The organism is Paracoccus yibinensis (genome assembly GCF_030846195.1).
In the GTDB taxonomy this organism is placed as follows: domain Bacteria; phylum Pseudomonadota; class Alphaproteobacteria; order Rhodobacterales; family Rhodobacteraceae; genus Paracoccus; species Paracoccus yibinensis.
On the sequence record NZ_JAVCWH010000005.1, the window covers coordinates 123,720 to 149,639 of the forward strand.

The following is a 25,920-nucleotide window of genomic DNA, read 5'->3' on the forward strand; positions in this document are numbered from 1 at the left end:
ACCGCAATGACCGACACGCCGCCGCCGCTGAAACCGGCAAGCCCCGTGCGCAAGACTGCCGCGCGCGCTGCCCAGGCCGGGATCAACGTGATCTGGCTTGTGCCCATCATTGCCCTGGTGGTGACCTTGGGCATCGCCTGGAACGCCTATTCCACCCGCGGCTCCGTGATCGAGGTCGAGTTCGCCGACGCAACCGGCGTCACGCCCGGCGAAACCACCCTGCGCTTCCGCGAGATCACCGTGGGCCAGGTGGAATCCGTCAGCTTCACCCCGGATCTGTCCCGCGTGGTGGTGGAAATCCGGGTGGACAAGGACATCGCCCCCTATATCGACAGCGATGCGTCCTTCTGGATCGTCCGTCCGCAGGTGACGGCCCAGGGCGTGACGCGCCTGGACACGGTCCTGACCGGTTCCTTCATCGAGGGATATTGGGACGCCAATGTCACGGAACCCCAGAACCATTTCGTCGGCCAGGACCGCCCGCCCCTGGTCCGCGAGGATGTTCCCGGCACGCTGGTCACACTGGCCATGGAAAACGCCGACGGCATCAGCGAAGGCGCGCCGGTCCTGTATCGCGGCGTCCAGGTGGGCCGGATGGAGAATATCCGCCTGGCCGATACCGAGGATCAGGTCATCGCCGACGCCTTCATCGAGGCGCCGCATGACAAGCGGCTGACGACCTCGACCGTGTTCTGGGACACCTCGGGCTTTTCGCTGTCGCTGGGCGCGTCGGGGGTCTCGTTCAACGTGAATTCCTTGTCCTCGGTCCTGCAGGGGGGCGTGGCCTTCGACACGCTGATCAGCGGCGGACGGCCCGTGGAGCCGGGCCATGTCTATGCCCTGCAGCCGGACGAGGATACCGCCCGAAACGACATCCTGGCCAGCGACAGCGGCGAACCGCTGCGCCTTGCCATGCTGATCGACGATTCCCTGCAAGGGTTGGCCAAGGGGGCCGATGTGCAGTTCCAGGGCCTGCGCGTGGGCCAGGTCACGGATCTGGCGGTGACGCAGGATGAACCGCGCGGGGAAATCCGGCAGGTCGTGACGATGGCGATTTCCCCGTCCCGGCTGGGGCTGCCCCAGGACGCCACGTCCGAAGACGCCCTTGCCTTCCTGGAACAGGCCGTGTCCCAAGGGCTTCGCGCGCGCGTGGCCAGTGCCGGGTTCCTGGGCACGTCGCTGATGGTGGAATTGGTGGAAATCCCCGGCGCCGAACCGGCCAGCATCAACACAAGCGCCCAGCCCAATCCCATCATCCCGTCCGTCCCTGGCGATCTGGACGACTTCAGCGCCAGTGCCCAGGGCTTCCTGTCCCGGATCGGCAACCTGCCGCTGGAAGAAGTGCTGCAATCGGCGACCGACATGATGAACAGCATCACCGCCATCGCCAGCTCGGAAGATACCCGCGCCATCCCCGAAAGCCTGCGGGAAACGCTGGACCAGACCCGCAGTGCGGCCACCGACATCGGCGGCATGGCCCGCGACCTGCGCGACAGCGGCACGGCCGAGAACCTCGCCCGCCTGGTCGATGAAGCCGCCGCCGCCGCCGAGGCCGTCAAGCTGGCCGCCGCCGACGTGCCGGACATGGTGGACCAGATCGACGCCGCCGCCACTGCGGTCGAGGAATTCGAATTCGCCGAGATCAGCGCCCAGGCCGAAGGGATCCTGGCCGACCTGCGCGCGATGCTGGGCAGCGAGGATGCCGAAGAACTGCCGCGCAACCTGTCCAATACGCTGGAGGCCGCGTCGGGCCTGTTGAACGACCTGCGTGACGGCGATGCGGCTGGCAGCCTGAACGACGCGCTCGACAGCGCCAGCACCGCGGCGGAGGAGATCGCCACCTCGGTCGAGCGCCTGCCGCAGCTGATCCAGCGGCTGGAAGCAACGGCGGCACGTGCGGATTCGGTCCTGGCGTCCTATGGCAGCCGTTCCGCCTTCAACACCGAGGCTGTCAACATGCTGCGCGAACTGCGCCGCGCGACCGAGGCATTCGGGTCCTTGGCCCGGATGATCGAACGCAACCCCCGCGCCTTCATTCTGGGACGATGACATGACCCTGCGCCTGCCCGTGACCCTTGCCTGCCTTGGCCTTCTGGGGCTGTCGGCCTGTTCCGACCCGGAAGATACCGCGCGCTACATCATCGACCCGCCGGTGACAGGCGAACAGGTGCCCAACCGGCTGGGCAGCGCGGAACTGAAGGATGTGTCCCTGCCCGAATACGCGTCCGGGCAAGAGGTCGCCTTCCAGACGGAAGACGGCGCCGTGCGGTCAAGCCCCGACAACCTGTGGGCCGACAATCCGCAGCGCGCCTTTACCCTGTCGCTGGCGCGCGCGATTTCGGACGCATCGGGCGCGACCGTGATCGGGGAGCCCTGGCCCCTGGCCGAACCTCCGCAGCGCGTGCTGGAGGTGCGGGTGGAACGCGCCCTGCCGCAGGCCAATGGCATCTATCGGCTGTCGGGGCGTTACTTCGTGGCGGATGAGGGCAGCGGGGCTGCAAATCATGCCCGCAGTTTCGACATCGCCGTGCCCCTGGGCGGGACCGGGCCGGGGGCCTCGGCTGCGGCGGCATCGTCGGCCATTGCGATCCTGGCCCGGCAGATCGCCACGCTGTCGGGACCCGGGCGCACCATCGCCACGACGGCGCCCGCCGATCCTTTCGCGCTGGATCCGCTGTTCTGAACCAAATTTGGCGGATGGACAAAAAACCATCCGCCAAACCACCCGCGACAGAAAACAGGGAACTGTCAAACAGAGGAACTTTGCGGGTTGTCCCGATCCCGGTAATCGCCAGGACGGGTGGCAGGATCGTCATGCAGGTTTGCCCGTCCCATGACGCGGACGATGACCGGCAGGACGAAGTGATCGAAACATCCACGATCGGGGGCGAAGGCACCGGGACGACCGACGCCTCCGCAATCCTCGCAATCCTCGATGCTGCCCCAGCAATTTGGGCAGGCACCCAGGGCGCAGGCCAGCATCTCGGCATGATCGACAAGAAGCTGGTTTTCCTGCTCGAGCCGGCGAAACGCGGCCCAGGTCGGACGGTCGGGTTCAGCGAGAGGAGCACTGAACCCTGACCGTCCCTGCATCTCCGCCAACAGGCTTTCGGGCGATTGGGCCGGCATATTCTGCACACCCCCCAGTCCATTGCCCAAGAGCTGAAGCGCGGCGATGACATTGCTGAAATTCGGAATTGTGTCACCCGGCATGTCCGTTTTCCCTCCTGCTGCTGCCAAGCGAGGCGTCACCCCGTGCGACCGATGAACGGTAACAATGGACTCACTCTCCACCGCGGGCGTGAAACGGGCGTGAATCGTTCAGGGGAAAACCGCGCGGAAAGCGTGAAATATGCCCGGGCGACGCCTAGAATTCGGGAAATCGCGTTGGGAAATCCAATACGGGCGTCGGCGCGGGGCGGGCGGACTGGTTTTCGGCCAGCTGGCGAATCGCCGCGCGGCTGCCCGGCCGCTGCCCGTCCGACAGTTGCCGGGCCAGCCAGCGGGCCAGTTGCGGGGCGGCCATCGACGTGCCCGAGGATATCTCGAAACTGCCGCTGTCGCGGCCCCGCAGGATCATGCCGGGGCTGTTGATCGCCCGATCGACAGGCACCAGGCAATCGCCCGGCTGGCCGTCGTTCAGCAGCGCGCTATAGGGTGTGGTGGTGCCCTCGTGCCGATGGATCGCCCCGCCCCGCAGCGGACGTTCGCCCGTGGCATAGGCGTTGACCGTGTCGGTGCGGATCACCGATGGATCGCCGCCGTTCTGCGCGTCGGTCAGGATCGGAAAGCCCGAGGGTTCATGGCTGCGATAGCCCGGGTCGTGGAACCAGCTTTGCCGGGCGCCCCGGCGGAATCCGCGGATCACCTCGTCGCGCTGCGCCGCCAGGTCATAGATCCCGCCGGGCGAGGCATCCGCGATCCGCACCCGCCATTCGCCCGGCGGGGCAAAAGCCTCTCCCAGGCGTTCGGGACAGGTCGGGACGGCGATCACGGTGATGCCGTCGCGCCACTGCCCGGCGCGCGTCTGATGCGGGGTGTAATAGGCCCGCGCCAAGGGCCGTCCGTCGGGACCGGACAGGACCGAATACTGCCAGGGCAGGGTAAAGGCGGTGGTGGCGGGGGCCAGTCCCGGCACCGTCAGAGTGATCTGCAGATCGCCGCGCGGGAAATGGGCGTGCGGCGGACCCCAGATTTCGATAGCGTTGATGGTGCTGTCGTCTGGCGGCAGGCGCCAGGCGACATCCTGGCCCGGTTTCAGCCGGGCGCGCAGCCGGTCCTGGCGATGATTGCCGACAGGCAGCACGAAGTGGATCGGACCCAGATCCGGGGCCGGGAAATCCGACACCGCGTCCATGAAGCGTTCCAGCGGGGTGGAACCGTCCCGCGGACCGGCGGTCAGGCCCAGGCTGATGTTGATGACGACCGGCAGGCGGACCGACCCCGGCGTCAGGTCGTGCCGCCTTTCGATGAAACGGCACAACCGCCGTGCCCGGTTGATGATGAACAGGATCCCCGCAAGGATCGGCACCGGCGCCAGAACGCCCATGGAATCCGCCGTGATCCGGGGCGGCAGGCAGACCGCGATCAGCGGATGGTTCCTGGCCCTGGGATCAGCTGGATCGAAACCCGCCGCCAAGGGCGCCACCGCCGCGCCATGCCCCGCCTCGAACGCGCCCGACGGGGTGGAGGACCGGGTCAGATCGACCGCGCCGGTCATGCGATAGATCGTCTCCTCGCCCGCGATGTCGCCTGATGCGGCGCGGGCCAGCAGGTCCGACAGTTCCGCCCCCCGCCATTCCGCCCCGGTCGGCAGGTCGTCCCCCGTTTCCGGCCGGAACCGCGCATCCTGCAGCCAGACCGAGGCCATGCGCGACAGGTTCCCCGGCAGGGTGAACCGCTGGTGGACGAAGGGGATGGCGTCGTCGATCACCCCGATGATGCAACCGGTCGCAGGATCGGGCAGGGCACCGTCCGACAGATAGGCAAGCGAGGGATCGTCCAGATCCCTGTTGTCTTCCTTGTCCCGAGGATCGGGGTTCCGGGCATCGGCCGACAGGACCCCAGCCGGATCCTCGAGGAAATCCTGGAAGGACGACAGGATGGCGAATGCCATGGCCATCATTCGAAGGTCCGCCGGACCAGATCGCGCAGCGCCCGTTCAAGCTGGCCCGGCAGGTCGGCGCCATCGTCGGGCCCATGGGGTTCGCGGGGCGGCGCGTCGCCCCGTTCGGCCCGCAGGTCATAGTAGTAATGCAGATAGGGCGACAGGCCGGCACGGAAGGTGTCATGCGCCGCCCGAGGTTCGGACCACCGGGCAGGGGGCGGATCGTCCTTCAGCTCCATCGGTTGCCCCATTCCTGTTGCGCGCGCTCGCACAGCGATCGCCACAACGGCGCCGGACGCGGCGCGGTCGCATCGTTCTTGAAGTCCGTCGCGGAATCCTGCCCTGTCACCATCCGGTCCAGAATGGCATAGTGGAAATCGCGCGGACCCGCCGCGTCGCGGAACTGGCGGCCATCGAATTCCGCCGATCCCACGTCCGTCTTCAGGCCCCGCGCCATCAGGTAACGCCCCAACTGGATGCCCAGCACCGCCCCGGCTGCGCTGTCCGCCGGGAAATGCACCCCTGCGACCGTCCGGTTGATGGCGATCCGGCAAGCCAGGCGATAGATCTGGCTGTCGGCCTTCACCGTTGCGGCGGGATTTTCCAGCAAGGCCAGCATGGTCGCCAGCGTGAAGATCTGGGTCGCGTGACCGCTGGGCAGGGACGGATGGGCCGGTTCGGGGATGATCGGCTGGATGCGGTCGCTGAACTGGTTGGGCCGAGGGCAGCCAAGCGCCAGCTTGACGCGCATCACCACGGGCGTGACCAGATCCAGCCCGACCTCCAGCATCTCGGCCAGGGCAGGGTTGCGGACGGGGTCGATGGGCAGGATGCTGGCCAGGAAGGGGATCAGGTATTGCTGCTGGACGGTGATTTCCGCCAACCGGTCGCCGCGCAATTCGGCATAGGCCGCCACCAGCGGGGCGGCCTGGCTGAAATCCGCGACATCGGGGCGCGCGATCCGGACCAGGGGCAGGTATTCCAGCGCCGCCCCCGTCTTGCGCCGCGACACGGTCATGGCCCGCGCCGTCTTTCCCGGCGGGTTGTCGTCCTCGGCCACGAAGGCCAGATCCTCCAGCAGTTCGGAGATCAGGACGGCGTTGCGGTATTCCCGCGCCAGGCGCGGCAGACGAGCCGCAAGATCCAGATGGCCCGCATGTGCAGGCGGTGGGTTGATCATTTCCGTGCCGACGATGGCATCGCGGGTCCGCATCAGGGCCGCGGACATCAAGGCGGCAGAACCCGGACCGCGGGTGCTTTCACCGTGTTCCCCATGTTCCCCGTGTTCGCCATGTTCGCCGTGCTGCAAGGACATGGTTCGACCTCGTTAACCCGAATGAATCCAAAACAATGTATCTTTGCCCTAGGGGAAAGCGTAACAACGAGTCAGGATTTCGCCTATAGCTTTTCTGTCCATGCTGCCGCTTACGCTTCGCCTGATGGGACCGGTCGAGCTGATCGGGCCGGGAAACCTGCGCCTGACTCCGCGCGGGATGCGGGCGCGTGGCGCGCTTGCGGTGATGGGAAGCGCGACATCCATGCGGATCCTGCGCGCGCGCTTGCAGGATCTGCTGTTCAGCACCCGAGAGCCGGAAAACGCCAATGCCAGCCTGCGCCAGGTGCTGCGAGAGATCCGCATCAGCCTGGGCGATGCGCGTGACGCCCTGCTCAGCGGGCCGGGCTGGGTTGGTCTGGACGGCGGGATCATCCGGCTGGACATGACTGCCCGGCCCGGTCCCGATGGGCAGATGCCGGAATTCGCGGCGGACCTGGATATTCCCGATCCCGAATTCGAAGACTGGCTGCGCGATGCGCGGATGCACGCGGAACAGGCGGTGACGCCCTCGGCCCTAAAGCCCTCTCTGCTGCCGGTTCTGCTCACGGCGGAACCAGTGGCAGGCAATACCGAAACCGGAGTGATCGCGGCGATAATCCTGGGCGAGGCCGCCGGCCGGGTCTGCGATCTGGTGCCCATGGTCGCCATGCCCGACCGCGCCGATCCGGGGCAATCGGCCATCGTCCTCTCTGCGGTGGCGAATCGTGTTGGCCAGGGGGTTCATCTGCTGGTCAAATTGACCCATCGACCCAGCAGCCGACTGTTTTGGTCGCACAAGTTCGTCCTGGACGCGGACAACCTGGCCGCCGCCATGAGCGATTGCACTGCCCAGGTTTGCGTCGGCGTGATGCGGGTCCTGGAGGCCGTACGCACCATCGACGCGGCGCTTGGCGTGTCCTTCGGCGATGTGTTCAGCTTCAACCATGCCCGGCTGGCCCGGGCCGAACAGGCTCTGGCGGGCATGGATGATGGGGTCAACGCATCCCTGACCATGGCGCTGCGGGCTTGGGTGCGCACCACGCAAGTCTTTGAACGCCTGGTCCCCGACCCCCAGGGCATCATCCAGGAGGCGCAGGAATTCGCCACCAGGGCGCGAGAAGCTGATCCTTACAGCGCCACTGCCCTGGGCGTGGCTTCCGTGGTCGAGGGGTATATGAAACACGGACAGGTCAGTTTTTGGCTGGCGCAGCAGGCAGTGCAAGCGGATGCGAAAAATCCCTTGGCCCGATATGCCTATTCGCGGGCGCTAACGGATCTTGGCCGCCACGAGGAAGCATATCGAGAGGCGCAGGCGGGCCTGGCCGAAGCACTGTCGGTCCTCAATCCAGCAACCTGGCAGATGCGCATGGGCATCGCCCTCACCCGCCTTGGCCGCTATGAAGAGGCCGAGCAGCGGTTCGACGCGGTCCAGCAATTCGCGCCGGAAAACCGCCCCTCGCTGCGGTTTCTGGCCGCGCTGCGCTATCACCGCCGGGACGAGGCTGGCGCCCTGTCCGCCCTGCAGGCCCTGCGCCGGGTCGAGCCGGGCTTTACGCTGGAGGCGATGCGCAGCGACGGCTATCCGGTCGCCACCCTGCGGCAGGGCGGGCTTCTGGGGGTCACGCGGTCGGGGCTGATCTAGGACCCCGGTCCTTCCTCGGCCAGGATCCTTTCCGCTTCCTCGACCATCGGATTCCAGTCGAAGCGGGCGACGATGATGCCGTGGTCGTTGTATCCCAGCCGTTTCCGCTGGCTTTCCGTCGCGGTCAGGTGGTCGTTCAGCACGCGCATCTCCCGAAACGACCAGGACCGGATCGACGAGTGGTCATAAAAGGAATCCGACACCATGATGTGATCCAGCGACTCCATCTGGTTCTGGAAGATATAGGTGTAATAGACGTGCCGGAAGGATCGAAGCTGTTGCAGCTTCTCGACCGTGTACAGCCCTGCATCCGACTTGCTGCCCGCCGTGCTTTTGGCAAAGAAGCGATAGCCCGGGTTGCCCGTCAGCAATTCCGTCGAGACCGAGGTGGTGGCGTCGTTCAGATCGCCCAGGACCACCACGGGCTTGTCGTTGCGGCGCATGGTGTCGTTCAGGATGGCGCGAAAGGCCCCGGCCTCGACCATGCGCCGGACATGCGACACCACGGTCTGCGCAATGAATTTGTGACGACGAAGCACCGGGTTGTCGTCGTCGCCCTGCAGCGCGGTCGGCCCCTTGGATTTCAGGTGGGCGACAAAGACGGTGATGTCGGGGGTTCCATCGGCCTTGTTCACCAGCACGCGCAGCAGCGGGCGCGAAAACCTGCGGATGGTGACGCTGACCGATTCCTCGGCATCGCGAGCCTCCTCCAGGTCGATGAAGCGGGCATCATCGGGCAAATCCGCGATCCATTCGGGCGGGCCTTGCAGCATCCCCTTGCGCACCGCAAGCGCCACCTGGATGCCCGGCGGATCGGTGGTGCGGGCCACCAGGTCATAGCGGCCGCGCAGCGCGGGGCGGTCGAAGATCTCGGCCAGGGCATCGGCGTTCCAGCATTCCTGAAAGCCGATGATGTCGGCGTCGATGTCGTCCAGGATGCGTTCGCTGAATGCGATTTTGGCGTCGTACTGGTCTTGGGTCCAGCCCGCGTCGTCATAGATTGGCTGGCCGGGCAGGTTGAGGTTCAACAGGTTGAAGTTGGCGATGCTGACGTCTTTGCGGGCCATCGGGATGCCTGTGAAAGCGAAGCCATGCCCGATCCTATCACGGAACCCGGATCATTCCCGCCGCTATCTGGGCATGCAGGCGCGGACCGGCCACGATCATCCCGTCCACCATGGCGCGCGCGCTGTTGAAGCGCATGGGACCGCCGTGGCGGTCGGTCGCCATCGCGCCCGCGCGCTGGGCGATCAGGCTGCCCGCGGCGATGTCCCATTCCCAGACATGGCGCACCGACAGGGCGGCATCGAAGCGCCCCTCGGCCACCAGGCACAGCCGCCAGGCCAGAGATGGGCGGAATTCGCGGCGAAAGGGCGGAGCCTTGCCATCCTTCCAATGCTCGGGCTCGGTCGCGGACTTGTAGGTCAGCACGCGCGCGCCCTGGATGCCTGCCTTGCTGGGTCGGATCGGCCGGCCGTTCAGCAGCGCCGGGCCGTCGGCATGGGCGGTGAAGGTCAGATCCATCGCGGGCAGATGGACCACTGCGGCCACGATCCGGTCCCCTTCGGCAATCGCCAGCGAATGCGCAAAGCCCGCCTGACCGGCGATAAAGGCGCGGGTGCCGTCGATGGGGTCGATGATGAAGCAATGCCGCGCATCCAGGCGGGATGCGTCGGCCTCGCTTTCCTCGGACAGCCAGCCATAGTCGGGCCGCGCCGTGGTCAGCATCTCGCGCAGGGTGTCGTTGACGGCCAGATCCGCCTCGGTCACGGGACCGGCGTCGCCGGGCTTGTCCCAGGCCTTAGGCTCGGCCTTCCAGAAGGACAGGGCGATCGGTCCTGCGGCCTGCGCGGCCTGCGCAAGCAGCGCCAGATCGTCCTCAGGCCCCGGCAACGGTCATCCCCCGGACCAGAATGCTGCCTGCCTCGATCCCCCGCCAGGGCAGGGCGTCATTCGCCGCCTCGATCGTCATCAGCATGTCGCGCAGATTGCCCGCGATGGTGCATTCGTTGACCGGCCAGGCGATGCGGCCCCCTTCCACCCAGAAGCCTGCGGCGCCCCGCGAATAATTCCCGGTGGTGCCATTGATCGAGGCACCCAGCATGGACGTGACGATCAGGCCCGTCCCCATATCCGCGATCAGGTCTTCGGGCGTGGCGGTGCCCGGCGTCAGGATCACGTTGCTGTTCGTGGGCGAGGGTGCCGACGACAGGCCCCGCGCAGCCGATGCCGTGCTGTCCATCCCCAGCTTGCGGGCGGTCGCCAGATCCAGTGTCCAGCCTTGCAGGACGCCGCCCTCCACGATTTTGCGGGCGCGGGTCGGCAAGCCCTCGGCGTCGAAGGGCCGGGACGAGGGATAGCGCGGGCGCAGCGGATCTTCGGTGAGGTCGAAACCTTCGGGCAACACCGGCTGGCCCAGATCCTTGCGCAGCCAGCTTGCGCCGCGCGCGACCGCCGTGCCGTTCACCGCAGACAGAAGATGGCCGATCAGCGACGAGGCGACGCGCCGGTCATAAAGGATCGGAAAGGCGCCGGTGGGCGGCTTCCTGGACCCTGCGCGGGCCAGCGTGCGTTCCGCCGCCAGGTGGCCGATGTCTTCGGGGGCGGGCAGATCCTCGGCCCAGACGCGCGATTCGCCGGCATAGTCGCGTTCCATCCCCAGCCCCTCGCCGGTGATGGCCACAGTGGATATCGCATGGGTCGTGCGACCATAGCCCCCCGAAAACCCGTTCGAGGCCGCAAGCCACAGGAATCGGCGGCTGAAGGATGCATTGGCCGATTCCACCTGGGAAATGCCCGGCATGTCGCGCGCCGCGGCTTCGGCCCGCAGGGCCAGGTCCTGCAGGTGGTCGGGCGAGGGATCCGGCCGGTCGTCGGCGATCTGCAATCCGGCCGCGTCGCGATGGCGGGCAAGCTGGTCGGGGTCGGCCAGGCCAAGGTTGTCATCGACCGGCGCCTCGCGCGCCATGGCGACGGCGCGTTCGGCCATCTCGGCGATGGTGGCCGGGCTGTGGCTTGATGCGGACACGCTGGCCTGCCGTCCGCCGATCAGAACGCGAAGGCCGATTTCCACGCCTTCCGCCCGGTCGGCATGTTCCAGGGCGCCGCCGCGCATGTCGATGCTGATGGACTGTCCGCTGGCGGTCAGCGCGTCGGCCTGGTCGGCCCCCGCCCGCCGCGCCGCATCCACCAGAGATTCAGCCAGCGACTGCAAATCCACGGGTGACATCGCGCCTCTCCTGTCCTGCGCATGGAAAAGGCCGGGACCATGGCCCCGGCCCCCGGCCCCGGGGCCTGCGTTTACTTGACCTGCTGGCCGTTGGCGAAGATCTGTCCGCCCTCGCGGAACTCGATCTCGGACGTCAGCCGGTCGGGATTGCCCTCGGCGGGCTTGGCGAACATTGCCAGCATCATGCGCATCCCCATCATCTGTTCCTGGGGCACAAGGCCCATGGCGACCAGCTTGTCCATCAATCCGTTGACGCCTTCGAAACTGCCGGTCAACTGGCCCACCGGTTCATTCGGATTGTCGCCGAATTCCAGGCTGCCGGTGATGTCGGCCGTGGCGCCCACGGCATCCAGGGCGATCCGGTTGACGTTCAGGGTCTTGGGCATGAACGGAGCCTCTGGCACCGCGTCGGTCTGGGGTTGCGCCTGGGCGGGATCGAACAGATCCTGCGACACCACCGCATCGCCCGACAGATCGACGGTCAGGCTGGCGGGGTCGCGGGGCAGCTGGCTGGTCGGGTCGAACAGGTTCCAGATCGCATCCCCGAAGGTCAGGTCTTCCAGGGCATAGACGAACTTGAAGGGCTGCGCGGCCTCTGCCTGCGACACTGGGATCAGCATTTCCGCACCGATGCGTTCGACGCCGTAGCTGATCGGGAAGGGCAGGGTGGCAAGGGTCATCTCGGCCGCCGCATCGGCGGTCGCCGCCTTGTAGCCCAGGCCCTGTTCCGACATCTGGAAGGCGATATCGGTGGCCCCGGTGGAAAAGCTGCCCTTGCCGGACTGGTCCTGCCCGTTTTCGTCCTTGCCCGTGACGTCGAAGCTGCCTTGCAGGGTTTCATAGGTCAGGGTCGTTTCCAGCACCAGCCCGGCGGCCAGGGCCTCGGCCAGCTGGGTGCCCAGGTCGAAGGACTGACCGGGGGTCTTTCCCGTGCCCTGGCTGGTCAGGTCGGTCAGCGCCACCTGGAAATCCACCGTGCCGCCGCCCACGCCGGCGTCGTCGGCAGGCATCTGGGCCTCGATCTGCATCGCCGCCTTGGCGGCCTTCATGTCGAAGGTCGTGTTCATGCCGCCATCCGCCGCCGCGACATTGCGCTGCGACCCGGCAAGGTCGGTGACGCTGCCGGTGACGGGGATCGTCACATCCTGTCCCGGCTCGGTCGGCAGGTCGAAATCGAATTCCAGCGTGGGATAGGTGAATTCGTACAGCATATCCTCGGGCATGCCGGACACGACCATTTCATTGCCCGGCATCCTGATCGTGCCGGTCATGGTCATCTCGACCATCTCGGGCGCCTCATCGGGTGCCGCGGGGTCGGCAGGGGCGTCGGCGCCCGCGTCGGGCGCGGCTTCGGTCGTTTCCTCTTCCTGGGGAACGGGCGCCATGAAGCTGCTGTCCACCGCTACATCGCCGTCGATCACAACGCGGACCCGCGCGTCGCCGGTTTCCTGGAAGGTCATCTTCGGAAGCGTGATCGTGCTGTTTCCGGTTTCGCCCGGCATCGAGAAGACGGCATCGGTGACGGTCAGCGTGTTGCCCGCGTCCTCGACGTCGCCGGTGACCTGATATCCGTATTCTGTGCCGTATTCCTGCAGGTTTTCCCAGACCTGCGCGGGTGTGACATCCGCCAGGACGGGTGCGGCGCCAAGGATCAGCGCAAGGGTGGAGGTTGCGGTGAAGCGGAACATGCCAAAGACCTTTCGGAGAACCTGAGCTTGTGGGATTTGTGGCACAGCGGCCCGTCCGCGCCAAGGGAGCAATCGCGTGATCCGTTTCGTGAACCAGGATGGCCTGGCCATCGTCACCCTCGACCGGCCCGGCAAGGCCAATTCGCTGACCGCAGGAATGCTGGCCGATCTGGTTGCGGCGTTCGACCGGATCGCGGCGGCCGGCGATGTCCGCGCCGTGGTGCTGACCGGGGCGGGCAAGATCTTTTCCGCCGGCGCCGATCTGGACGAGGCAAGGGCCGGGCTTGCGACATCGCCCGAATGGGAACGGGTGTCGGGACGTATCAGTGCCCTGCCCTGCCTGACGATCGCCGCGTTGAACGGCACGCTGGCGGGCGGGGCCTTCGGCATGGCGCTGGCCTGCGACCTGCGCATCGCCGTGCCGGACGCGCGGTTCTTCTATCCGGTGATGCGGCTGGGCTTCCTGCCCCAGCCGTCCGATCCCCTGCGTCTTGCGCGTCTGGTCGGGCCGGCGCGGGCCAAGATGATCCTGATGGCTGGCCAGCGGATCGGCGCGCCCGAGGCGCTGGCCTGGGGCCTGATCGACCGCATCGCGGAACCCGGCGCCCTGATGGACGCGGCCCGCGCCCTGGCCGCCGACGCCCTGGGCGCAGCGCCCGGCCATGTCGCGGCCATCAAGGCGATGATCTGACCTGAAGCGCCGCCGGGCCGTGACGGAACATTGTCCCGGCCTGCCCGTTTCCCCCGCGTCCCTTGTCCCAAGGCTGCGCTGCAGCCGCCTATCCTGTCCCTTTTTGCTGGCCGGGGCTTGCGGCCCGCCATCGCCCGGCGCATCTCAAGACCAAGTAGAATAAGGAGTTTTCGCCATGCGCAACCTGATCCTGACCGCCGCCCTGGCCCTGACGACCGCCCTGCCCGCCACGGCCGAGACGATCCGCGTCGGCATGTCGGGGGGCTATTTCCCCTTTACTTTCACCCGTGCCGACGAATTGCAGGGCTTCGAGGTGGATCTGATGAACGCCATCGGCGAGATCACCGGCGACGACATCGAATTCGTCACCATGTCCTTTTCCGGGCTGATCGGCGCGCTGGAATCGGGGCGCATCGACACGGTGGCCAACCAGATCACCATCACCCCCGAGCGCGAGGCGAAGTTCGCCTTTACCCAGCCCTATGTCTATGATGGCGCGCAGGTCGTGGTGAAGGCGGGCAACGAAGACGCCATCACCGGGCCGGAAAGCCTGTCGGGCAAGTCGGTGGCCGTGAACCTGGGATCGAATTTCGAGGAACTGCTGCGTGGCCTGCCCAATGCGTCGGAAATCGACATCCGCACCTATGAATCCAACATCGAACAGGATACCGCCCTTGGCCGGGTCGATGCCTTCGTGATGGACCGCGTGTCCTCGGCCCAGGTGATCAAGGAAAGTCCCCTGCCCCTGGCCCTTGCCGGTCAGCCCTTCAGCGAGATCCGCAACGCCCTGCCCTTCCGCAACGACGAAGCCGGACAGGCCCTGCGCGACAAGGTCGATGCGGCGATCACCACGCTGAAGGAAAACGGCCGACTGGCCGAGATTTCGCAGAAATGGCTGGACGCCGATGTCACGAAGCCCCTGGCCGACCCTGCTGAATGAGGCCGCTTGACACCGCCTACATGTGGGATCTGGTGCCGATCATCCTCGGCTATGTTCCCCTGACGCTGGGAATGGCGCTTGTCGCGATGGCGGCGGCGCTGGTGCTGGCAGCCGTCCTGGCGATCGTGCGCGTGCTGCGCATCCCGGTCGCCGACAGCCTTGTGGCAGTGTTCATCAGCTTCTTTCGTGGCACGCCTTTGCTGGTGCAGTTGTTCCTGTTCTATTACGGGCTGCCGCAATTGCTGCCTGCCCTGACCAATATCGACGGGATCACGGCAGCGGTGATCGGCCTGACGCTGCATTTCTCGGCCTATATGGCCGAAAGCATCCGCGGCGCGATTCTGGGCGTGGACCGCAGCCAGTGGGAGGCAGCAGCCTCGATCGGCATGACCCAAGGCCAGCTTCTGCGGCGGATCGTCCTGCCGCAGGCATCGCGCGTCGCGGCGCCCACGCTGATGAACTACTTCATCGACCTGATCAAAAGCACGTCCCTGGCCTTCACCCTGGGCGTGACCGAGATGATGGGCGCGGCGCAGAAGGAGGCGGCCGGCAGCTTTTTGTATCTGGAAGCCTTCCTGGTCGTCGCCGTGATCTACTGGATCATGGTCGAGGTCCTGTCGGTGGGTCAACGCTGGATGGAACGCCATCTGGGAAAGGCGGTGGCGCGGTGAAATGCGAGATCGACATTGCCGGGCTGACGAAGCGGTTCGGAACGAACACCGTTCTGGACGGCATCGACCTGTGCCTGAAACCGGGCGAGCGGGTGGCGATCATCGGCCCTTCGGGCACCGGCAAATCGACGCTGCTGCGATGCCTGAACTGGCTGGATGCGCCCGATGCCGGCCGGATCACGGTGGGCGATCTGTCGGTGGACGCGGCCCATGCCACGCGTGCGCAGATCCTGGCGCTGCGGCGGCGGACGGGGTTCGTGTTCCAGAACTATGCCCTGTTCGCCAACAAGACCGCCCGGCAGAACATCACCGAAGGGCTGACGACCGTGCGCGGCTGGTCCCAGGCCAAGGCCGCTGCCCGCGCGGACGAGATCCTGGCCCAGATCGGGCTGGCCGACCGGGGCGACAGCTATCCTTCGGCCATGTCGGGTGGGCAGCAACAGCGCGTGGGAATCGGCCGCGCGATGGCGCTGGATGCCGATCTTCTGCTGTTCGACGAACCGACCAGTGCGCTGGATCCCGAATGGGTGGGCGAAGTGCTGGATCTGATCCGCAGCATCGCCGATGGGCGCCAGACCATGCTGATCGTCACGCACGAAATGCAATTTGCCCGGGAAATCGCCGATAGAATCGTCTTCATGGATGGCGGGCGGATCGTCGAACAAGGCCCGCCCGCCCGGATTTTCGGCGATCCCCAGGATGATCGCACCCGCGCTTTCCTGCGCCGGGTCGGCTGAGAGAAGAAACATCTCTATTCGCCGAAGTATTTGAAAGCGTAAAACACGACTTTTGTGATAGATTATTGACAGTAGTCGTGGAGACCCGGTGATGGACGGATTTGCCCCCTGCATCGATCATGTCCGTGGACGGCGCAGCACTGGCCTTGCCCCGGTCGAGACAGCCTTGCGGCCCGCCCAGGCCAAGCAGGTCCTGGTCAAGCGATCGTTTCGTTCCCTGCCGTCTATCTGCGAGGACGAAGGAGTCAATCTTGGAAGCCTGGTGATCCCGGTCGTCCTGGCCTCCAACCTTGTCGTCTGGATCGCGGTTCTTGCGATGCTTTTCTAGCCTGGGCAGTCAGCGCAGCCCGGCGGTCTGATAATAGACATCCACGTCGCGCGCCGTGTCATAGCCGATGCCCGAGGCGATGATGCAGCTTGTATCGTCCCTGCGCGGCACGACCAGGGTCCAGGTGCCCATCTGATCGGACGCCCAAAGCTCGGTCGCGGCATGGCCGTCGCCCGGCACCGGGGCTTCGTTGAAATCCTGCTGCAAGGTCTGGTGGATTTCGGAATCGGTGGCGCAATAGGGCTGATCGCCCACGGCCATGTCGGACACGGGCAGATCCTGCGCCTGCTCCAGAAGGGTGGCGGTATCGACACCCGCCATGGCGGGCCAGGCCTGCACGGGCTGGTCCGGGCGCGTTGCAGAGGCGGCAGGCATGGCCAGAAGGGCCGCGACGCTGCCGGCCATCCCGAAGCGGGCGATGCGGATTGCGATGCGGGTCATGGTCGGGGCCTTTCATCCAGTGCGTGCTACAGGAAAACACGCCATCGGCGCCCGGGGTTCCCCCACCGGCCGCGACGCGGCGTTGCGCCGCCTTCGGAAACCGGGCAATTCTGGGGCGACTTGAAAGGCCAAGGCAATAGGAAGGACGAACCCCGAATGGCGACGCTTCTGGGCGATGTGGGGGGCACGAATGCCCGATTGGCGATTGCGCGGAATGGCAGCATCGACCGGGAAACGGTGACACGCTTTCGCGGCGACGATTATGCAAGCTTCGACGACGTGGTGCGCCAGTTCCTGCAGGAACAGGACCAGCCGCGCATCAGCGCCGTCTGCATTGCCGTGGCGGGTCCGGTCAGCAATGGCCACGCGCGGCTGACCAACCGGCCCTGGGACTTTTCCGAGGATCGGCTGGCACGGTTGACCGATGCGGATCAGGTTCGGCTGATCAACGACCTGACGGCGATGGGCTATGCCACGCCCGTCCTGTCGGGGGATGGCCTGGCCACCTTGCGCAGCGCGCCCGCCGGCCGGCCCCGCAACGGCCAGTCGCTGGTCGTGAACCTGGGCACCGGCTTCAACGTCTGCGCGGTTCGCAGCCTGCCCGGCGGCGCCATCGCCGCGCTCGAGGCCGAGGAAGGCCATACCAGCCTGCCCGCCAACATCTACCTTCGCCTGCTGGACGCCGTCGGCCCCGAGGCGATCAAGGGCTTCATCTCGACCGAGGAAGCCTTTGCGGGGCGCGGCCTGTCGCGCCTTCATGCCGCGCTGACAAACACAGCGCCCGTGCCGGGGGAACAGATCGACCGGGCGGCCGATGCGGGCGATCCGGTCGCCAATGCGACCTATGACCTGTTCACCGACTTGGTTGGCCTGCTGTGCCGGGAACTGGCGCTGCGCTTCATGCCGCTGGAAGGGATGTTCCTGGCGGGCAGCGTCGGGCGCAGCATCTCGGACCGGATGGATCGGTTCGAAACCTCGTTCCTGGCCGAGCCCTATATGCGCCATATCCCCGAAAACACGCCGATCTTCCTGATCCGCGACGACATGGCCGCGCTGCACGGCTGCCTGGCGGCGCTGGCCTGACGGCAACAGGCGGCAGAAACCCGTCCGCCGTCCCGGTTTCGGCCGATGAATCGCTTGGCTTCATCCGGCCGTCCTGTTCATATGGTCCAAAACCAAGAACAGGCAGGGCGCGGGACGATGCGGGCATATCTTCGGGCAGCATTGGTGGCATCCACGGTGATGGGCCTTGGCGGAATGGCCTGGGCGCAATCCGCGTCCTCGCCCTTTTCCGGCCTGTTCGGCGGGCGCGCCGACGAAGGCCCGGTCGATCTGCAATTCCGCGTTCAGGGGGCGGATGACCTGGACCGGCCGTTGCGCAACGCCTCGCTGATCGCGGGCGCGCTGTCCGAAGGCCGCACCACCGGGCAGGACGTCCTGGCCGCCGCGCGGGGCGATTATGCGCGGATCCTGGGCAATCTGTATGACCGGGGTTATTATTCGGCCATCATCAACATCACCCTGGACGGGGTCGAGGCGGCCGAGATCGCGCCCCTGGACGCGCCCGACATCGTGCGCCAGGTGGTCGTCAGCGTCCAGACCGGGCCCCGCTTCCGCTTTTCCCGCGCCGCCATCGCCCCGCTGGCGCCCCGCACCGACCTGCCCAAAGGATATCGCCAGGGCGAATTCGCGGGCACCGGCACGATCCGGGGCGCGGCCCGGGCGGGTGTCGAAGGCTGGCGCAACGTGGGCCATGCCAAGGCCGAGGTCGCGGGTCAGGAGATCACCGCCGACCACATCAATACCGTGGTGGACAGCCGGATCGGCCTTGCGCCCGGTCCCCGCGTCACCTTCGGCCAGTTGAACATGCGCGGCTATGACCGCATGGATCCGCGCCGGCTGCGCAAGATCGCGGGCCTGCCCGAAGGCGCGCGCTTCGATCCCGACACGGTCGAGGATGTCCGCAAGCGCCTGCGCAGGTCCGGTGTCTTTTCCGCCATCACCCTGGAAGAGGCCGAGACGCTGAACCCCGACGGCAGCATGGACATCAACCTGACCGTGGTGGAGCAAAAGCCCCGCCGCATCGGCGCGGGCTTCGAGATTTCCTCGACCGACGGGGCGATGGTGTCCGCCTACTGGATGCACCGCAACCTGCTGGGCGGCGGCGAACGGCTGCGGATCGAGGGCGAGGTCAAGGACATCGGATCCGACACCAGCGGCAAGGACGAACGGATCACCCTGCGCATCGACCGTCCGGCGACGATCACGCCCGATACCACCGCCTATGTCCTGACCAGCCTGGCGCGGATGCGAGAGGAGGATTACGACGAGGACACCGGCATCATCGGCCTTGGCTTCAACCAGATCTTCAGCGACCGCTTCACCTTCGACACGGCGATCCAGTATCAGTTCTCGCGCGTCTATGACGATCTGGGCGAGACGGACTTCAAGGTCCTGGCCCTGCCCACCAGTGTCATGTGGGACGCGCGCGACAACGAAAACAATGCCAAGCGCGGCTATTACCTGCACGGCGACGCCACGCCCTTCAAGGGTTTCGACGGCACAGACAGCGGCATCCGCCTGCTGGGCGAGGGTCGCGCCTTCTATTCCCTGGGGGCCGAGGATCGCGTGACCCTGGCAGGGCGCGCGCGCCTGGGCAGCGTGCTGGGCAGCGACATCGAGAACACGCCGCGCAACTATCTGTTCTTCTCGGGCGGGGGCGGCACCGTGCGGGGCCAGCCCTATCAGTCCTTGGGCGTCGAGGAGATCACAGGCCCCAACGGTCCCATCAAGACCGGCGGCATGAGCGTGGCGAACCTGTCGGCCGAACTGCGCTGGCAGGTCCGCGACCGCATCGGCGTCGTGGCATTCGCCGATTACGGCGAGGTCTGGGCGGAAGACGGCTGGAACGGCGACAGCGAATGGCACTCGGGCGCAGGGATCGGCGTTCGGTACGACACGCCCATCGGGCCGCTGCGTTTCGACGTGGCCGGACCGACCGGGGGGGACACCGGAGAGGGCGTGCAACTGTATCTTGGACTGGGGCAGGCTTTCTGATGCGCAAACTCTGGCTGATCGTCTTCGCGATCCTTTTCCCGCTGTCGGTGATGGCGCAAAGCGCGGCCGAGATTTCCCGGCAGGAAAGCGACGACAGGGGGTTCCTGACCCGGCTTCTGGAACGCAACCTGTCAAGCGCCGGCCGCGAGGTGGTGATCGACGGCTTTCAGGGCGCCCTGTCGTCCCGCGCGACCTTCGATCGCATCACCATCGCCGACGCCGAGGGCGTCTGGCTGACGCTGAACGACGGCGCGATCCAGTGGAACCGATCCGCCCTGCTGCGCGGCCGGATCGAGATCGCCGAACTGTCGGCCCGAGAGATCCTGCTGCCCCGCCTTCCCCAGGGCGAACAGCAGGCCGGGACCGTCACCGCCGAGGCGCGGGAATTTGAATTTGCCCTGCCCGAATTGCCCGTGGCCATCAACATCGAGCAGATTCGCGCCGAACGCGTCGAACTGGGCGAACCCGTGATCGGTCTTGCCGCCGCGGTTTCCGTGCAGGGCGGCCTCAGCCTGGAAGGGGGCGAAGGCCAGGCCAGGTTGACCATCCAGCGGTTGGACGGTCCGCGCGGCAACTTCAACCTGGACGCCGCCTTTTCGAACCAGACCCAGATCCTGCGCGTCGATCTGACCCTTGACGAGGCCGAGGACGGGCTGCTGGTCAACCTGATCGACCTTTACGACAAGCCCTCGGTCGTGGCCGAAATCAGCGGCGAGGGCCAGATTCGAGACTTCGGTGTGGACATCAAGCTGGCGACGGACGGGTTGCCGCGCGTGACGGGCCGGGTCAGCGCATCAGGCGGCCCGGACCAGGCGGGCAATCCCGGCACGAATTTCGCCCTGCAACTGGGCGGCGACGTGGCCTCCCTGCTGGCGCCGCAAAACCGCGCCTTCTTCGGCAACCAGGTCCAGCTTCGCGCCGAAGGCTGGCGGGGTCAGGACGGGCGGTTGCAAATCCCCACCCTGAACCTTGTGACCGAGGCGCTGTCGCTGGACGGATCGCTGGCCCTTAACGCCCAGGGCGCCCCCCAGAATGCCGAATTGCTGATCGCGCTGGGTTCGGACGCGGGGGCGGAACAGGTGCCGGTTCCCCTGCCCTTCGCGGGCGACGACTCGACCGTGGAATCGGGGCGGCTGGAGCTGCAATATGATGCGGCCGAAGGACAGGGCTGGACCTTGAGCGGACGCGTCGGCGCCCTGGACCTGGGCGAGGTGCGGCTGGGCGAATTGCAGCTGGACGGATCGGGTGCGGTGGTGCTGGATCAGGGCAGCCTCGAATCCCTGAACGGGGGCATCCGCTTCGCATCGCGGCAGATGGTCTTTGCCGATCCGGGCCTGGCCCAGGCCATCGGCCCGGAAATCACCGGCAGCACAAATTTCGACTTCACCCCCGGCAACGTGGTGGAATTCACCGATCTGACGGTCAGCGGTCCCGATTACGGCCTTGACGGTCTGGTCCTGCTGTCGGGCCTGCAAAGCGGCTTCGTGCTGTCCGTCGATGCGGATGCCCGATACGAGGATCTGTCCCGCCTTTCGGCCCTTGCCGGCCGGGACATACAGGGACGGGCGGATGCCAGCCTGCGCGGCTATTACCGCTTCCTGAACCGCAGCTTCGACATCGACGCCAGCGTGACCGGCACCGACATCGCGGTGGACCAGCCGCAGCTCGACCGGCTGCTGGAAGGCCGGTCCACCATTGCGCTGGATGCGCGGCGGGACGAAACCGGGATCGAGATCGACAATCTGTCCATCAACGCCCAGCGGCTGACCGCCCAGGCCCAGGGCTATGTCAACAGCCTGTCCAGCGACGTGACGGCGACGATTTCCATGCCGTCCCTTCAGGATGCCGATCCGAACTTCTCGGGCGCCTTGCAGGCCGAGGCGAAGCTGTCGGGCGCGTCCGGGTCGCGCCAGTTGACCGTCAGCGGCGAGGCCGAGGACCTGCGCATCGGCATCGAGGCCCTGGACAACGCGCTTGAAGGCCAGACCACCTTGACCGTGCTGGCCGCCGAAAAGCCCCAGGGCTACGAGGTCGAGGTGTTCCGCCTTGCCAACCCGCAGATCCGTGCCGAAGGCCGGGGCAGTTTCGCCGAAGGCGCGCTTGATGCCACCGTCGATCTGGCCGTGCCGGATCTGTCGGCCATCCGCGACGGCTGGACCGGCGGTTTCGATGCCACCGCGCGGCTGACCGAACAGGATGGCACACGGTTCATCGACATGACGGGATCGGGTCAGAACCTGTCCTTCGGCGTCCAGAACGCGGATGCGGCATTGACCGGAACGACCCGCCTGCGCGTCCAGGCCGAGGAACGCGACGGCACCGTCACCCTGCGCGACGTGCGGGTGGCCAACGACCAACTGAACGCCACTGCCGAAGGTGTCTATGGTCCCGGCGTCACCGATATTTCCGCCGATGTCGCCGTGTCATCGCTGGCGCCCTTCGGTCCCGGCTGGCGCGGCGCGCTGGATCTGACCGGCAGCTTCCGCGAGGCGGGCGACGGCGTCCGACGGCTCGAGGTATCGGGCACCGGGCGCGATCTGGCCTTTGGCCAGGCCCAGGTCGATGGCGCGCTGGCGGGCGAAACACGGCTGGCCGTCACCGGCACCGAACGAAACGGCATCTTCACCATCGAACAGGCGCAGATCGACAACCCGCGCCTGAACGCGACCGCCAGAGGCACGGTCGGCGGGGACCAAACCGACGTGACGGCGCGTGTGAATGCCCAGGATCTGCGCTTCCTGGGCAATGGCATCAGCGGCGCGCTGAATGCCGAGGGCCAGTTGGTCCAGCAGGGCGGGATCCGGCGCATCACCGTGACCGGGACCGCCAGCGGCCTGTCCCTGGGCCAGCCCCGGCTTGATCCGCTGCTGCGGGGCGAGACCAGCTTTGACGTCGCGGCCACGCAGTCGCAGGCGGGCCTGTCCTTCCAGCGGCTGAACGTGCAGAACCCCCAGCTGCGGATCCAGGCCCAGGGCGATACCGCCAGCGGCATGACCATCGACGCGCGGTTGAACGACCTGGGCCTGTTGCAGGCCGAATTCCCCGGCTCTGTCCAGGTCAACGGCACCATCCGAGAAAGCGGCGCGAATTTCGTGATGGATCTGTCCGCCACCGCGCCGGGCAACACGCAGATAGGGGTATCAGGCAGCGTGGCGCGTGACTTCTCGGTCCTGGACCTGTCGATCAACGGAACCAGCAACGCCTCCATTGCCAACAGTTTCCTCCGCACCCGCAGCATTGAAGGGCCCTTGTCCTTCGATCTGTCCGTCAACGGCCCGCCGTCCCTGCAATCCGTAAGCGGACAGGTGCGGCTGACCGACGGGCGGGTCGCCGATCCCGGCATCGGAATCCGGCTGGAAAACGTGAATGCCACCGCCAACCTGGCCGGGGGCAGGATCGCGCTGGATGCCTCTGCCGCCGTGGCGGCGGGCGGGCGTATCAGCGTGACCGGTTCCATCGACCTCGTCGCCGGAACGCTGGATCTGACGATCGTGCTGGACCAGGTCGTCGCGCGCGATCCGAACCTTTATGAAACCATCATCAGCGGCACCCTGCGCATGACGGGACGCAATGCCGAAGGCCCGCTGATTTCCGGCACCCTCAACCTGGGCGAGACCGAGATCCGCATCCCCTCGACCGGGCTTGGCGGGGCCAAGGCGATTCCCGACATCAACCATGTCGGCGACACGCGGCCCGTGCGCTCCACCCGTGCCAAGGCGGGGCTGGAACCCTATCCCAGCGAGGCCACGCGCGAGGCGGGGCTGGCCGGGCCGCCCTCGGTCCCGCCCTCGGCGCCGCCGCGCCTGGATCTGGTGATCAACGCGCCGAACCAGGTCTTCGTGCGCGGGCGAGGGGTCGATGCGGAACTGGGCGGGACGCTGCGGGTGCAGGGCACCACGCGCAACGCGATTCCCATCGGCTATCTGGAACTGATCCGGGGGCGGGTCGATCTGCTGGGCAGGCGGTTCGACCTGTCCGAGGGCCTGGTCGAACTGCAAGGCAGCCTGATCCCGGTGATCCGTCTGGTCGCGCAGACCGAACGCGACGGCATCACCACCCGCATCATCATCGACGGAGAGGTGCGCGACCCCGAGATCACCTTCGAATCCTCGCCCGAACTGCCCGAGGAGGAGGTGCTGTCCCAGCTTCTGTTCGGCCAGGGCCTGGACAATATCAGCCCCTTGCAGGCCGCCCAGCTTGCCAATGCGATTGCGGTCCTTGCGGGTCGCGGAGGCGAGGGGATCATCGGCAGCCTGCGCAACCAGGTGGGGCTGGACGATCTGGACCTGGCCACCGACGACGACGGGAATGTGCAGGTGCGCGCGGGCAAGTACCTGTCCGAAAACCTGTATACCGATGTCGCGGTGGGGGCGGACGGCAAAAGCACCTTGAACCTGAACCTGGACGTGACCGATTCGCTGACGGCGCGGGGATCGGTGGGAACCGAGGGCGACAGCACCTTGGGGATCTATTTCGAAAGGGATTACTGACGGCAGGCTTCCTTTCGGGCAGGGCAGGGTGACGTGACACCACGGGACAGATGACAGGCCGCCCCATGCAGCGCATCGGGCGGCCTGTTTCCCGTCTGGCAACCCTGTTCCAGGACCGGCCTGTGACGCTCGAACTCCAGGTCGGCGACATTTTGCCTTTTAGGAATTTCCATGCGGCCTTTTGGCAGTCCGCACTTTATGGTTGCGCTTGGTATCTTTCTTCATCCAAGGCGCGATCATGTCCTATGCCACCGCAAACGAACGCTATTTCGCCAGCCTGATCAACCATTCCCGCAAGGCCGAGGGGCTGGCGCCGCTTGCCCTGGAAAAGCGGTTGAACGATTCGGCCCAGGCGCACAGCCGGTGGATGCTGGACACGGATGTGTTTTCTCATACAGGGCAGGGCGGGTCTTCCTCGCGGCAGCGCATGGAAAAGGCCGGTTTCGACTTGGCGGGGCGGTGGATGACCGCGGAAAACATCGCCTATGTCAGCGTCCAGGGCGCAAGCGACCTGCAGGACGAAATCCGCCAACTGCATCGTAACCTGATGGAAAGCCCAGGCCACTATGCCAACATCATGGGCAATGCGGCCCATATCGGCATCGGGCTGGAGGTGGGGACCATCGCCGTCGGCGGCCGGAATTATCAGGTGCTGATGGCGACCCAGAACTTTGCCGATACGGATGGGCAGGTCCGGCTGGATGGCGGCACCTTCCTGCGCGTAGCCCCGCCCACGGCCAGCAGCGCGGTGCAATCGCGTTCCGACTGGCTGGAGGACTTTGGTGGCAAGGTGTTCCTGGCCGCCGGCAAGGGCACGGCGCTGAACGACGATTACCGGCTGACGGCCCGGCACGATGCCGTCCTTGCCGGGGCAGGGGATGACTGGGTCGCAGGGGGTGGCGGAAACGACCGGCTGCATGGCGAGCAGGGTTCCGACCGGTTGATCGGGGGCGCGGGGGCGGATGTCCTGAACGGCGGTCTTGGCAACGACATGCTGCAAGGCGGCAACGAGAATGACCAGCTGGCAGGGGAAGACGGGAATGACATGCTGTTCGGCGATGCAGGCCAGGACAAGCTGTGGGGCGCGGCCGGCTCTGATCGCCTGTTCGGGGGCGACGGTCTGGACCTGCTGTCCGGTCAGGCGGGCAATGACTGGCTGACCGGGGGCGCGCAGAACGACACCCTGTCGGGCGGCGATGGGAACGACACGCTGACAGGCGGGGCGGGCAACGACCTGCTGAACGGCGGGGCGGGGATCGACAGCTTCGTCTTTGCACAGGGCGGTGGCACCGATACCATCCAGGATTTCCAGCAGGGCGTGGACCGCCTGCTGATCGCCAAGGCCCTGCTGGACCAGGATCCGGCGGTTTTCATGCGCGACCACATGACGAAGACCGCCACAGGGGTGGTCATGGACCTGGGCGGCGGCCATCGCGTCGTTCTGGCGGGATCCGACCTGACGGTCGCCGGGGTGGCTGACGACATCTTCGGATACTGACGGCATTCAGGACGGTGAAGCTTCGTCCCTTCGCGTGAACATGGTTGCCGCAGCGTCAAGGACGCGCTAGGACCGCGCCAGCCATC

Annotated in this window: 21 protein-coding genes; 12 read left to right on the forward strand and 9 right to left on the reverse strand. The window is 66.6% G+C overall.

Features of this window, described 5'->3' with window-relative positions; translation table 11 throughout:
- Positions 1-6 precede the first annotated feature (6 nt).
- Positions 7-2,049, forward strand: coding sequence for a PqiB family protein (locus RAH32_RS12775; protein WP_306608319.1), 2,043 nt, complete (start codon positions 7-9; stop codon positions 2,047-2,049).
- Position 2,050: 1 nt separating this feature from the next.
- A complete protein-coding gene (locus RAH32_RS12780; RefSeq protein WP_306608320.1) occupies positions 2,051-2,683 on the forward strand; it encodes a PqiC family protein in 633 nt (210 codons plus the stop codon).
- Between the two features lie 65 nt (positions 2,684-2,748).
- On the opposite strand, the gene RAH32_RS12785 is transcribed toward RAH32_RS12780, so the two are convergent.
- The 4 genes from RAH32_RS12785 to RAH32_RS12800 form a co-directional block, all read right to left on the reverse strand.
- Positions 2,749-3,213: a hypothetical protein gene (locus RAH32_RS12785; RefSeq protein ID WP_306608321.1), complete on the reverse strand. Its 465-nt coding sequence runs from the start codon at positions 3,211-3,213 to the stop codon at positions 2,749-2,751.
- Between the two features lie 154 nt (positions 3,214-3,367).
- Positions 3,368-5,116 carry a S8/S53 family peptidase gene (locus RAH32_RS12790; RefSeq protein WP_306608322.1) on the reverse strand — a complete coding sequence of 583 codons (1,749 nt, stop codon included), beginning with the start codon at positions 5,114-5,116 and terminating at the stop codon, positions 3,368-3,370.
- 5 nt (positions 5,117-5,121) lie between these two features.
- On the reverse strand, positions 5,122-5,346 hold the full coding sequence (locus RAH32_RS12795) for a hypothetical protein (protein ID WP_306608323.1): 225 nt from the start codon (positions 5,344-5,346) through the stop codon (positions 5,122-5,124).
- The gene (locus RAH32_RS12800; RefSeq protein WP_306608324.1) at positions 5,337-6,422 is read right to left on the reverse strand and encodes a phosphatase PAP2 family protein; all 1,086 of its coding nucleotides are present in this window, start codon (positions 6,420-6,422) and stop codon (positions 5,337-5,339) included. The genes RAH32_RS12795 and RAH32_RS12800 overlap by 10 nt, the downstream gene beginning before the upstream one ends.
- A 100-nt stretch (positions 6,423-6,522) precedes the next feature.
- On the opposite strand from RAH32_RS12800, the gene RAH32_RS12805 reads away from it, so the two are divergent.
- Positions 6,523-8,064, forward strand: a complete 1,542-nt coding sequence (locus RAH32_RS12805; RefSeq protein WP_306608325.1) for an AfsR/SARP family transcriptional regulator — start codon at positions 6,523-6,525, stop codon at positions 8,062-8,064.
- Here the strand turns inward: RAH32_RS12805 and RAH32_RS12810 are convergent.
- From RAH32_RS12810 to RAH32_RS12825, 4 genes are all read right to left on the reverse strand, one after another.
- Positions 8,061-9,131: an endonuclease/exonuclease/phosphatase family protein gene (locus tag RAH32_RS12810; protein ID WP_306608326.1), complete on the reverse strand. Its 1,071-nt coding sequence runs from the start codon at positions 9,129-9,131 to the stop codon at positions 8,061-8,063. The genes RAH32_RS12805 and RAH32_RS12810 overlap by 4 nt on opposite strands.
- A 37-nt stretch (positions 9,132-9,168) precedes the next feature.
- Positions 9,169-9,957 carry an inositol monophosphatase family protein gene (locus tag RAH32_RS12815; RefSeq protein WP_306608327.1) on the reverse strand — a complete coding sequence of 263 codons (789 nt, stop codon included), beginning with the start codon at positions 9,955-9,957 and terminating at the stop codon, positions 9,169-9,171.
- On the reverse strand, positions 9,944-11,293 hold the full coding sequence (locus RAH32_RS12820; RefSeq protein WP_306608328.1) for a TldD/PmbA family protein: 1,350 nt from the start codon (positions 11,291-11,293) through the stop codon (positions 9,944-9,946). Before RAH32_RS12820 ends, RAH32_RS12815 begins: the two co-directional genes overlap by 14 nt.
- A 71-nt stretch (positions 11,294-11,364) precedes the next feature.
- On the reverse strand, positions 11,365-12,981 hold the full coding sequence (locus RAH32_RS12825; protein WP_306608329.1) for a DUF2125 domain-containing protein: 1,617 nt from the start codon (positions 12,979-12,981) through the stop codon (positions 11,365-11,367).
- Positions 12,982-13,057: 76 nt separating this feature from the next.
- Here RAH32_RS12825 and RAH32_RS12830 point away from each other — a divergent pair, with 76 nt between their 5' ends.
- From RAH32_RS12830 to RAH32_RS12850, 5 genes are all read left to right on the forward strand, one after another.
- Positions 13,058-13,672 carry an enoyl-CoA hydratase/isomerase family protein gene (locus RAH32_RS12830; protein ID WP_306608330.1) on the forward strand — a complete coding sequence of 205 codons (615 nt, stop codon included), beginning with the start codon at positions 13,058-13,060 and terminating at the stop codon, positions 13,670-13,672.
- 175 nt (positions 13,673-13,847) lie between these two features.
- Positions 13,848-14,612: an amino acid ABC transporter substrate-binding protein gene (locus RAH32_RS12835; protein WP_306608331.1), complete on the forward strand. Its 765-nt coding sequence runs from the start codon at positions 13,848-13,850 to the stop codon at positions 14,610-14,612.
- Positions 14,609-15,283, forward strand: a complete 675-nt coding sequence (locus tag RAH32_RS12840; protein ID WP_306608332.1) for an amino acid ABC transporter permease — start codon at positions 14,609-14,611, stop codon at positions 15,281-15,283. Before RAH32_RS12835 ends, RAH32_RS12840 begins: the two co-directional genes overlap by 4 nt.
- Positions 15,280-16,020, forward strand: a complete 741-nt coding sequence (locus tag RAH32_RS12845; RefSeq protein WP_306608333.1) for an amino acid ABC transporter ATP-binding protein — start codon at positions 15,280-15,282, stop codon at positions 16,018-16,020. The genes RAH32_RS12840 and RAH32_RS12845 overlap by 4 nt, the downstream gene beginning before the upstream one ends.
- A gap of 91 nt (positions 16,021-16,111) precedes the next feature.
- The gene (locus RAH32_RS12850) at positions 16,112-16,348 is read left to right on the forward strand and encodes a hypothetical protein (protein ID WP_306608334.1); all 237 of its coding nucleotides are present in this window, start codon (positions 16,112-16,114) and stop codon (positions 16,346-16,348) included.
- A gap of 9 nt (positions 16,349-16,357) precedes the next feature.
- On the opposite strand, the gene RAH32_RS12855 is transcribed toward RAH32_RS12850, so the two are convergent.
- The gene (locus RAH32_RS12855; protein ID WP_306608335.1) at positions 16,358-16,789 is read right to left on the reverse strand and encodes a hypothetical protein; all 432 of its coding nucleotides are present in this window, start codon (positions 16,787-16,789) and stop codon (positions 16,358-16,360) included.
- A gap of 156 nt (positions 16,790-16,945) precedes the next feature.
- Here RAH32_RS12855 and RAH32_RS12860 point away from each other — a divergent pair, with 156 nt between their 5' ends.
- The 4 genes from RAH32_RS12860 (at position 16,946) to RAH32_RS12875 (ending at position 25,834) form a co-directional block, all read left to right on the forward strand.
- Positions 16,946-17,872: a glucokinase gene (locus tag RAH32_RS12860; protein ID WP_306608336.1), complete on the forward strand. Its 927-nt coding sequence runs from the start codon at positions 16,946-16,948 to the stop codon at positions 17,870-17,872.
- A 117-nt stretch (positions 17,873-17,989) separates the two neighbouring features.
- Positions 17,990-19,846: an autotransporter assembly complex protein TamA gene (locus RAH32_RS12865; RefSeq protein ID WP_306608337.1), complete on the forward strand. Its 1,857-nt coding sequence runs from the start codon at positions 17,990-17,992 to the stop codon at positions 19,844-19,846.
- Positions 19,846-24,336 carry a translocation/assembly module TamB domain-containing protein gene (locus RAH32_RS12870; RefSeq protein ID WP_306608338.1) on the forward strand — a complete coding sequence of 1,497 codons (4,491 nt, stop codon included), beginning with the start codon at positions 19,846-19,848 and terminating at the stop codon, positions 24,334-24,336. The genes RAH32_RS12865 and RAH32_RS12870 overlap by 1 nt, the downstream gene beginning before the upstream one ends.
- A 238-nt stretch (positions 24,337-24,574) precedes the next feature.
- Positions 24,575-25,834, forward strand: a complete 1,260-nt coding sequence (locus RAH32_RS12875; RefSeq protein ID WP_306608339.1) for a CAP domain-containing protein — start codon at positions 24,575-24,577, stop codon at positions 25,832-25,834.
- The last annotated feature ends 86 nt before the right edge of the window (positions 25,835-25,920 follow it).

What these genes read in the sequence shown, in the direction of transcription:
- RAH32_RS12810 (WP_306608326.1), bottom strand. Translation starts at nt 9,131, where the DNA reads ATGGCCCGCAAAGACGTCAGCATCGCCAACTTCAACCTGTTGAACCTC.
- RAH32_RS12775 (WP_306608319.1), top strand. Translation starts at nt 7, where the DNA reads ATGACCGACACGCCGCCGCCGCTGAAACCGGCAAGCCCCGTGCGCAAG.
- RAH32_RS12875 (WP_306608339.1), top strand. Translation starts at nt 24,575, where the DNA reads ATGTCCTATGCCACCGCAAACGAACGCTATTTCGCCAGCCTGATCAAC.
- RAH32_RS12780 (WP_306608320.1), top strand. Translation starts at nt 2,051, where the DNA reads ATGACCCTGCGCCTGCCCGTGACCCTTGCCTGCCTTGGCCTTCTGGGG.
- RAH32_RS12825 (WP_306608329.1), bottom strand. Translation starts at nt 12,981, where the DNA reads ATGTTCCGCTTCACCGCAACCTCCACCCTTGCGCTGATCCTTGGCGCC.
- RAH32_RS12785 (WP_306608321.1), bottom strand. Translation starts at nt 3,213, where the DNA reads ATGCCGGGTGACACAATTCCGAATTTCAGCAATGTCATCGCCGCGCTT.
- RAH32_RS12800 (WP_306608324.1), bottom strand. Translation starts at nt 6,422, where the DNA reads ATGTCCTTGCAGCACGGCGAACATGGCGAACACGGGGAACATGGGGAA.
- RAH32_RS12870 (WP_306608338.1), top strand. Translation starts at nt 19,846, where the DNA reads ATGCGCAAACTCTGGCTGATCGTCTTCGCGATCCTTTTCCCGCTGTCG.
- RAH32_RS12805 (WP_306608325.1), top strand. Translation starts at nt 6,523, where the DNA reads ATGCTGCCGCTTACGCTTCGCCTGATGGGACCGGTCGAGCTGATCGGG.
- RAH32_RS12860 (WP_306608336.1), top strand. Translation starts at nt 16,946, where the DNA reads ATGGCGACGCTTCTGGGCGATGTGGGGGGCACGAATGCCCGATTGGCG.
- RAH32_RS12850 (WP_306608334.1), top strand. Translation starts at nt 16,112, where the DNA reads ATGGACGGATTTGCCCCCTGCATCGATCATGTCCGTGGACGGCGCAGC.
- RAH32_RS12840 (WP_306608332.1), top strand. Translation starts at nt 14,609, where the DNA reads ATGAGGCCGCTTGACACCGCCTACATGTGGGATCTGGTGCCGATCATC.
- RAH32_RS12865 (WP_306608337.1), top strand. Translation starts at nt 17,990, where the DNA reads ATGCGGGCATATCTTCGGGCAGCATTGGTGGCATCCACGGTGATGGGC.
- RAH32_RS12835 (WP_306608331.1), top strand. Translation starts at nt 13,848, where the DNA reads ATGCGCAACCTGATCCTGACCGCCGCCCTGGCCCTGACGACCGCCCTG.
- RAH32_RS12820 (WP_306608328.1), bottom strand. Translation starts at nt 11,293, where the DNA reads ATGTCACCCGTGGATTTGCAGTCGCTGGCTGAATCTCTGGTGGATGCG.
- RAH32_RS12855 (WP_306608335.1), bottom strand. Translation starts at nt 16,789, where the DNA reads ATGACCCGCATCGCAATCCGCATCGCCCGCTTCGGGATGGCCGGCAGC.
- RAH32_RS12790 (WP_306608322.1), bottom strand. Translation starts at nt 5,116, where the DNA reads ATGGCATTCGCCATCCTGTCGTCCTTCCAGGATTTCCTCGAGGATCCG.
- RAH32_RS12795 (WP_306608323.1), bottom strand. Translation starts at nt 5,346, where the DNA reads ATGGAGCTGAAGGACGATCCGCCCCCTGCCCGGTGGTCCGAACCTCGG.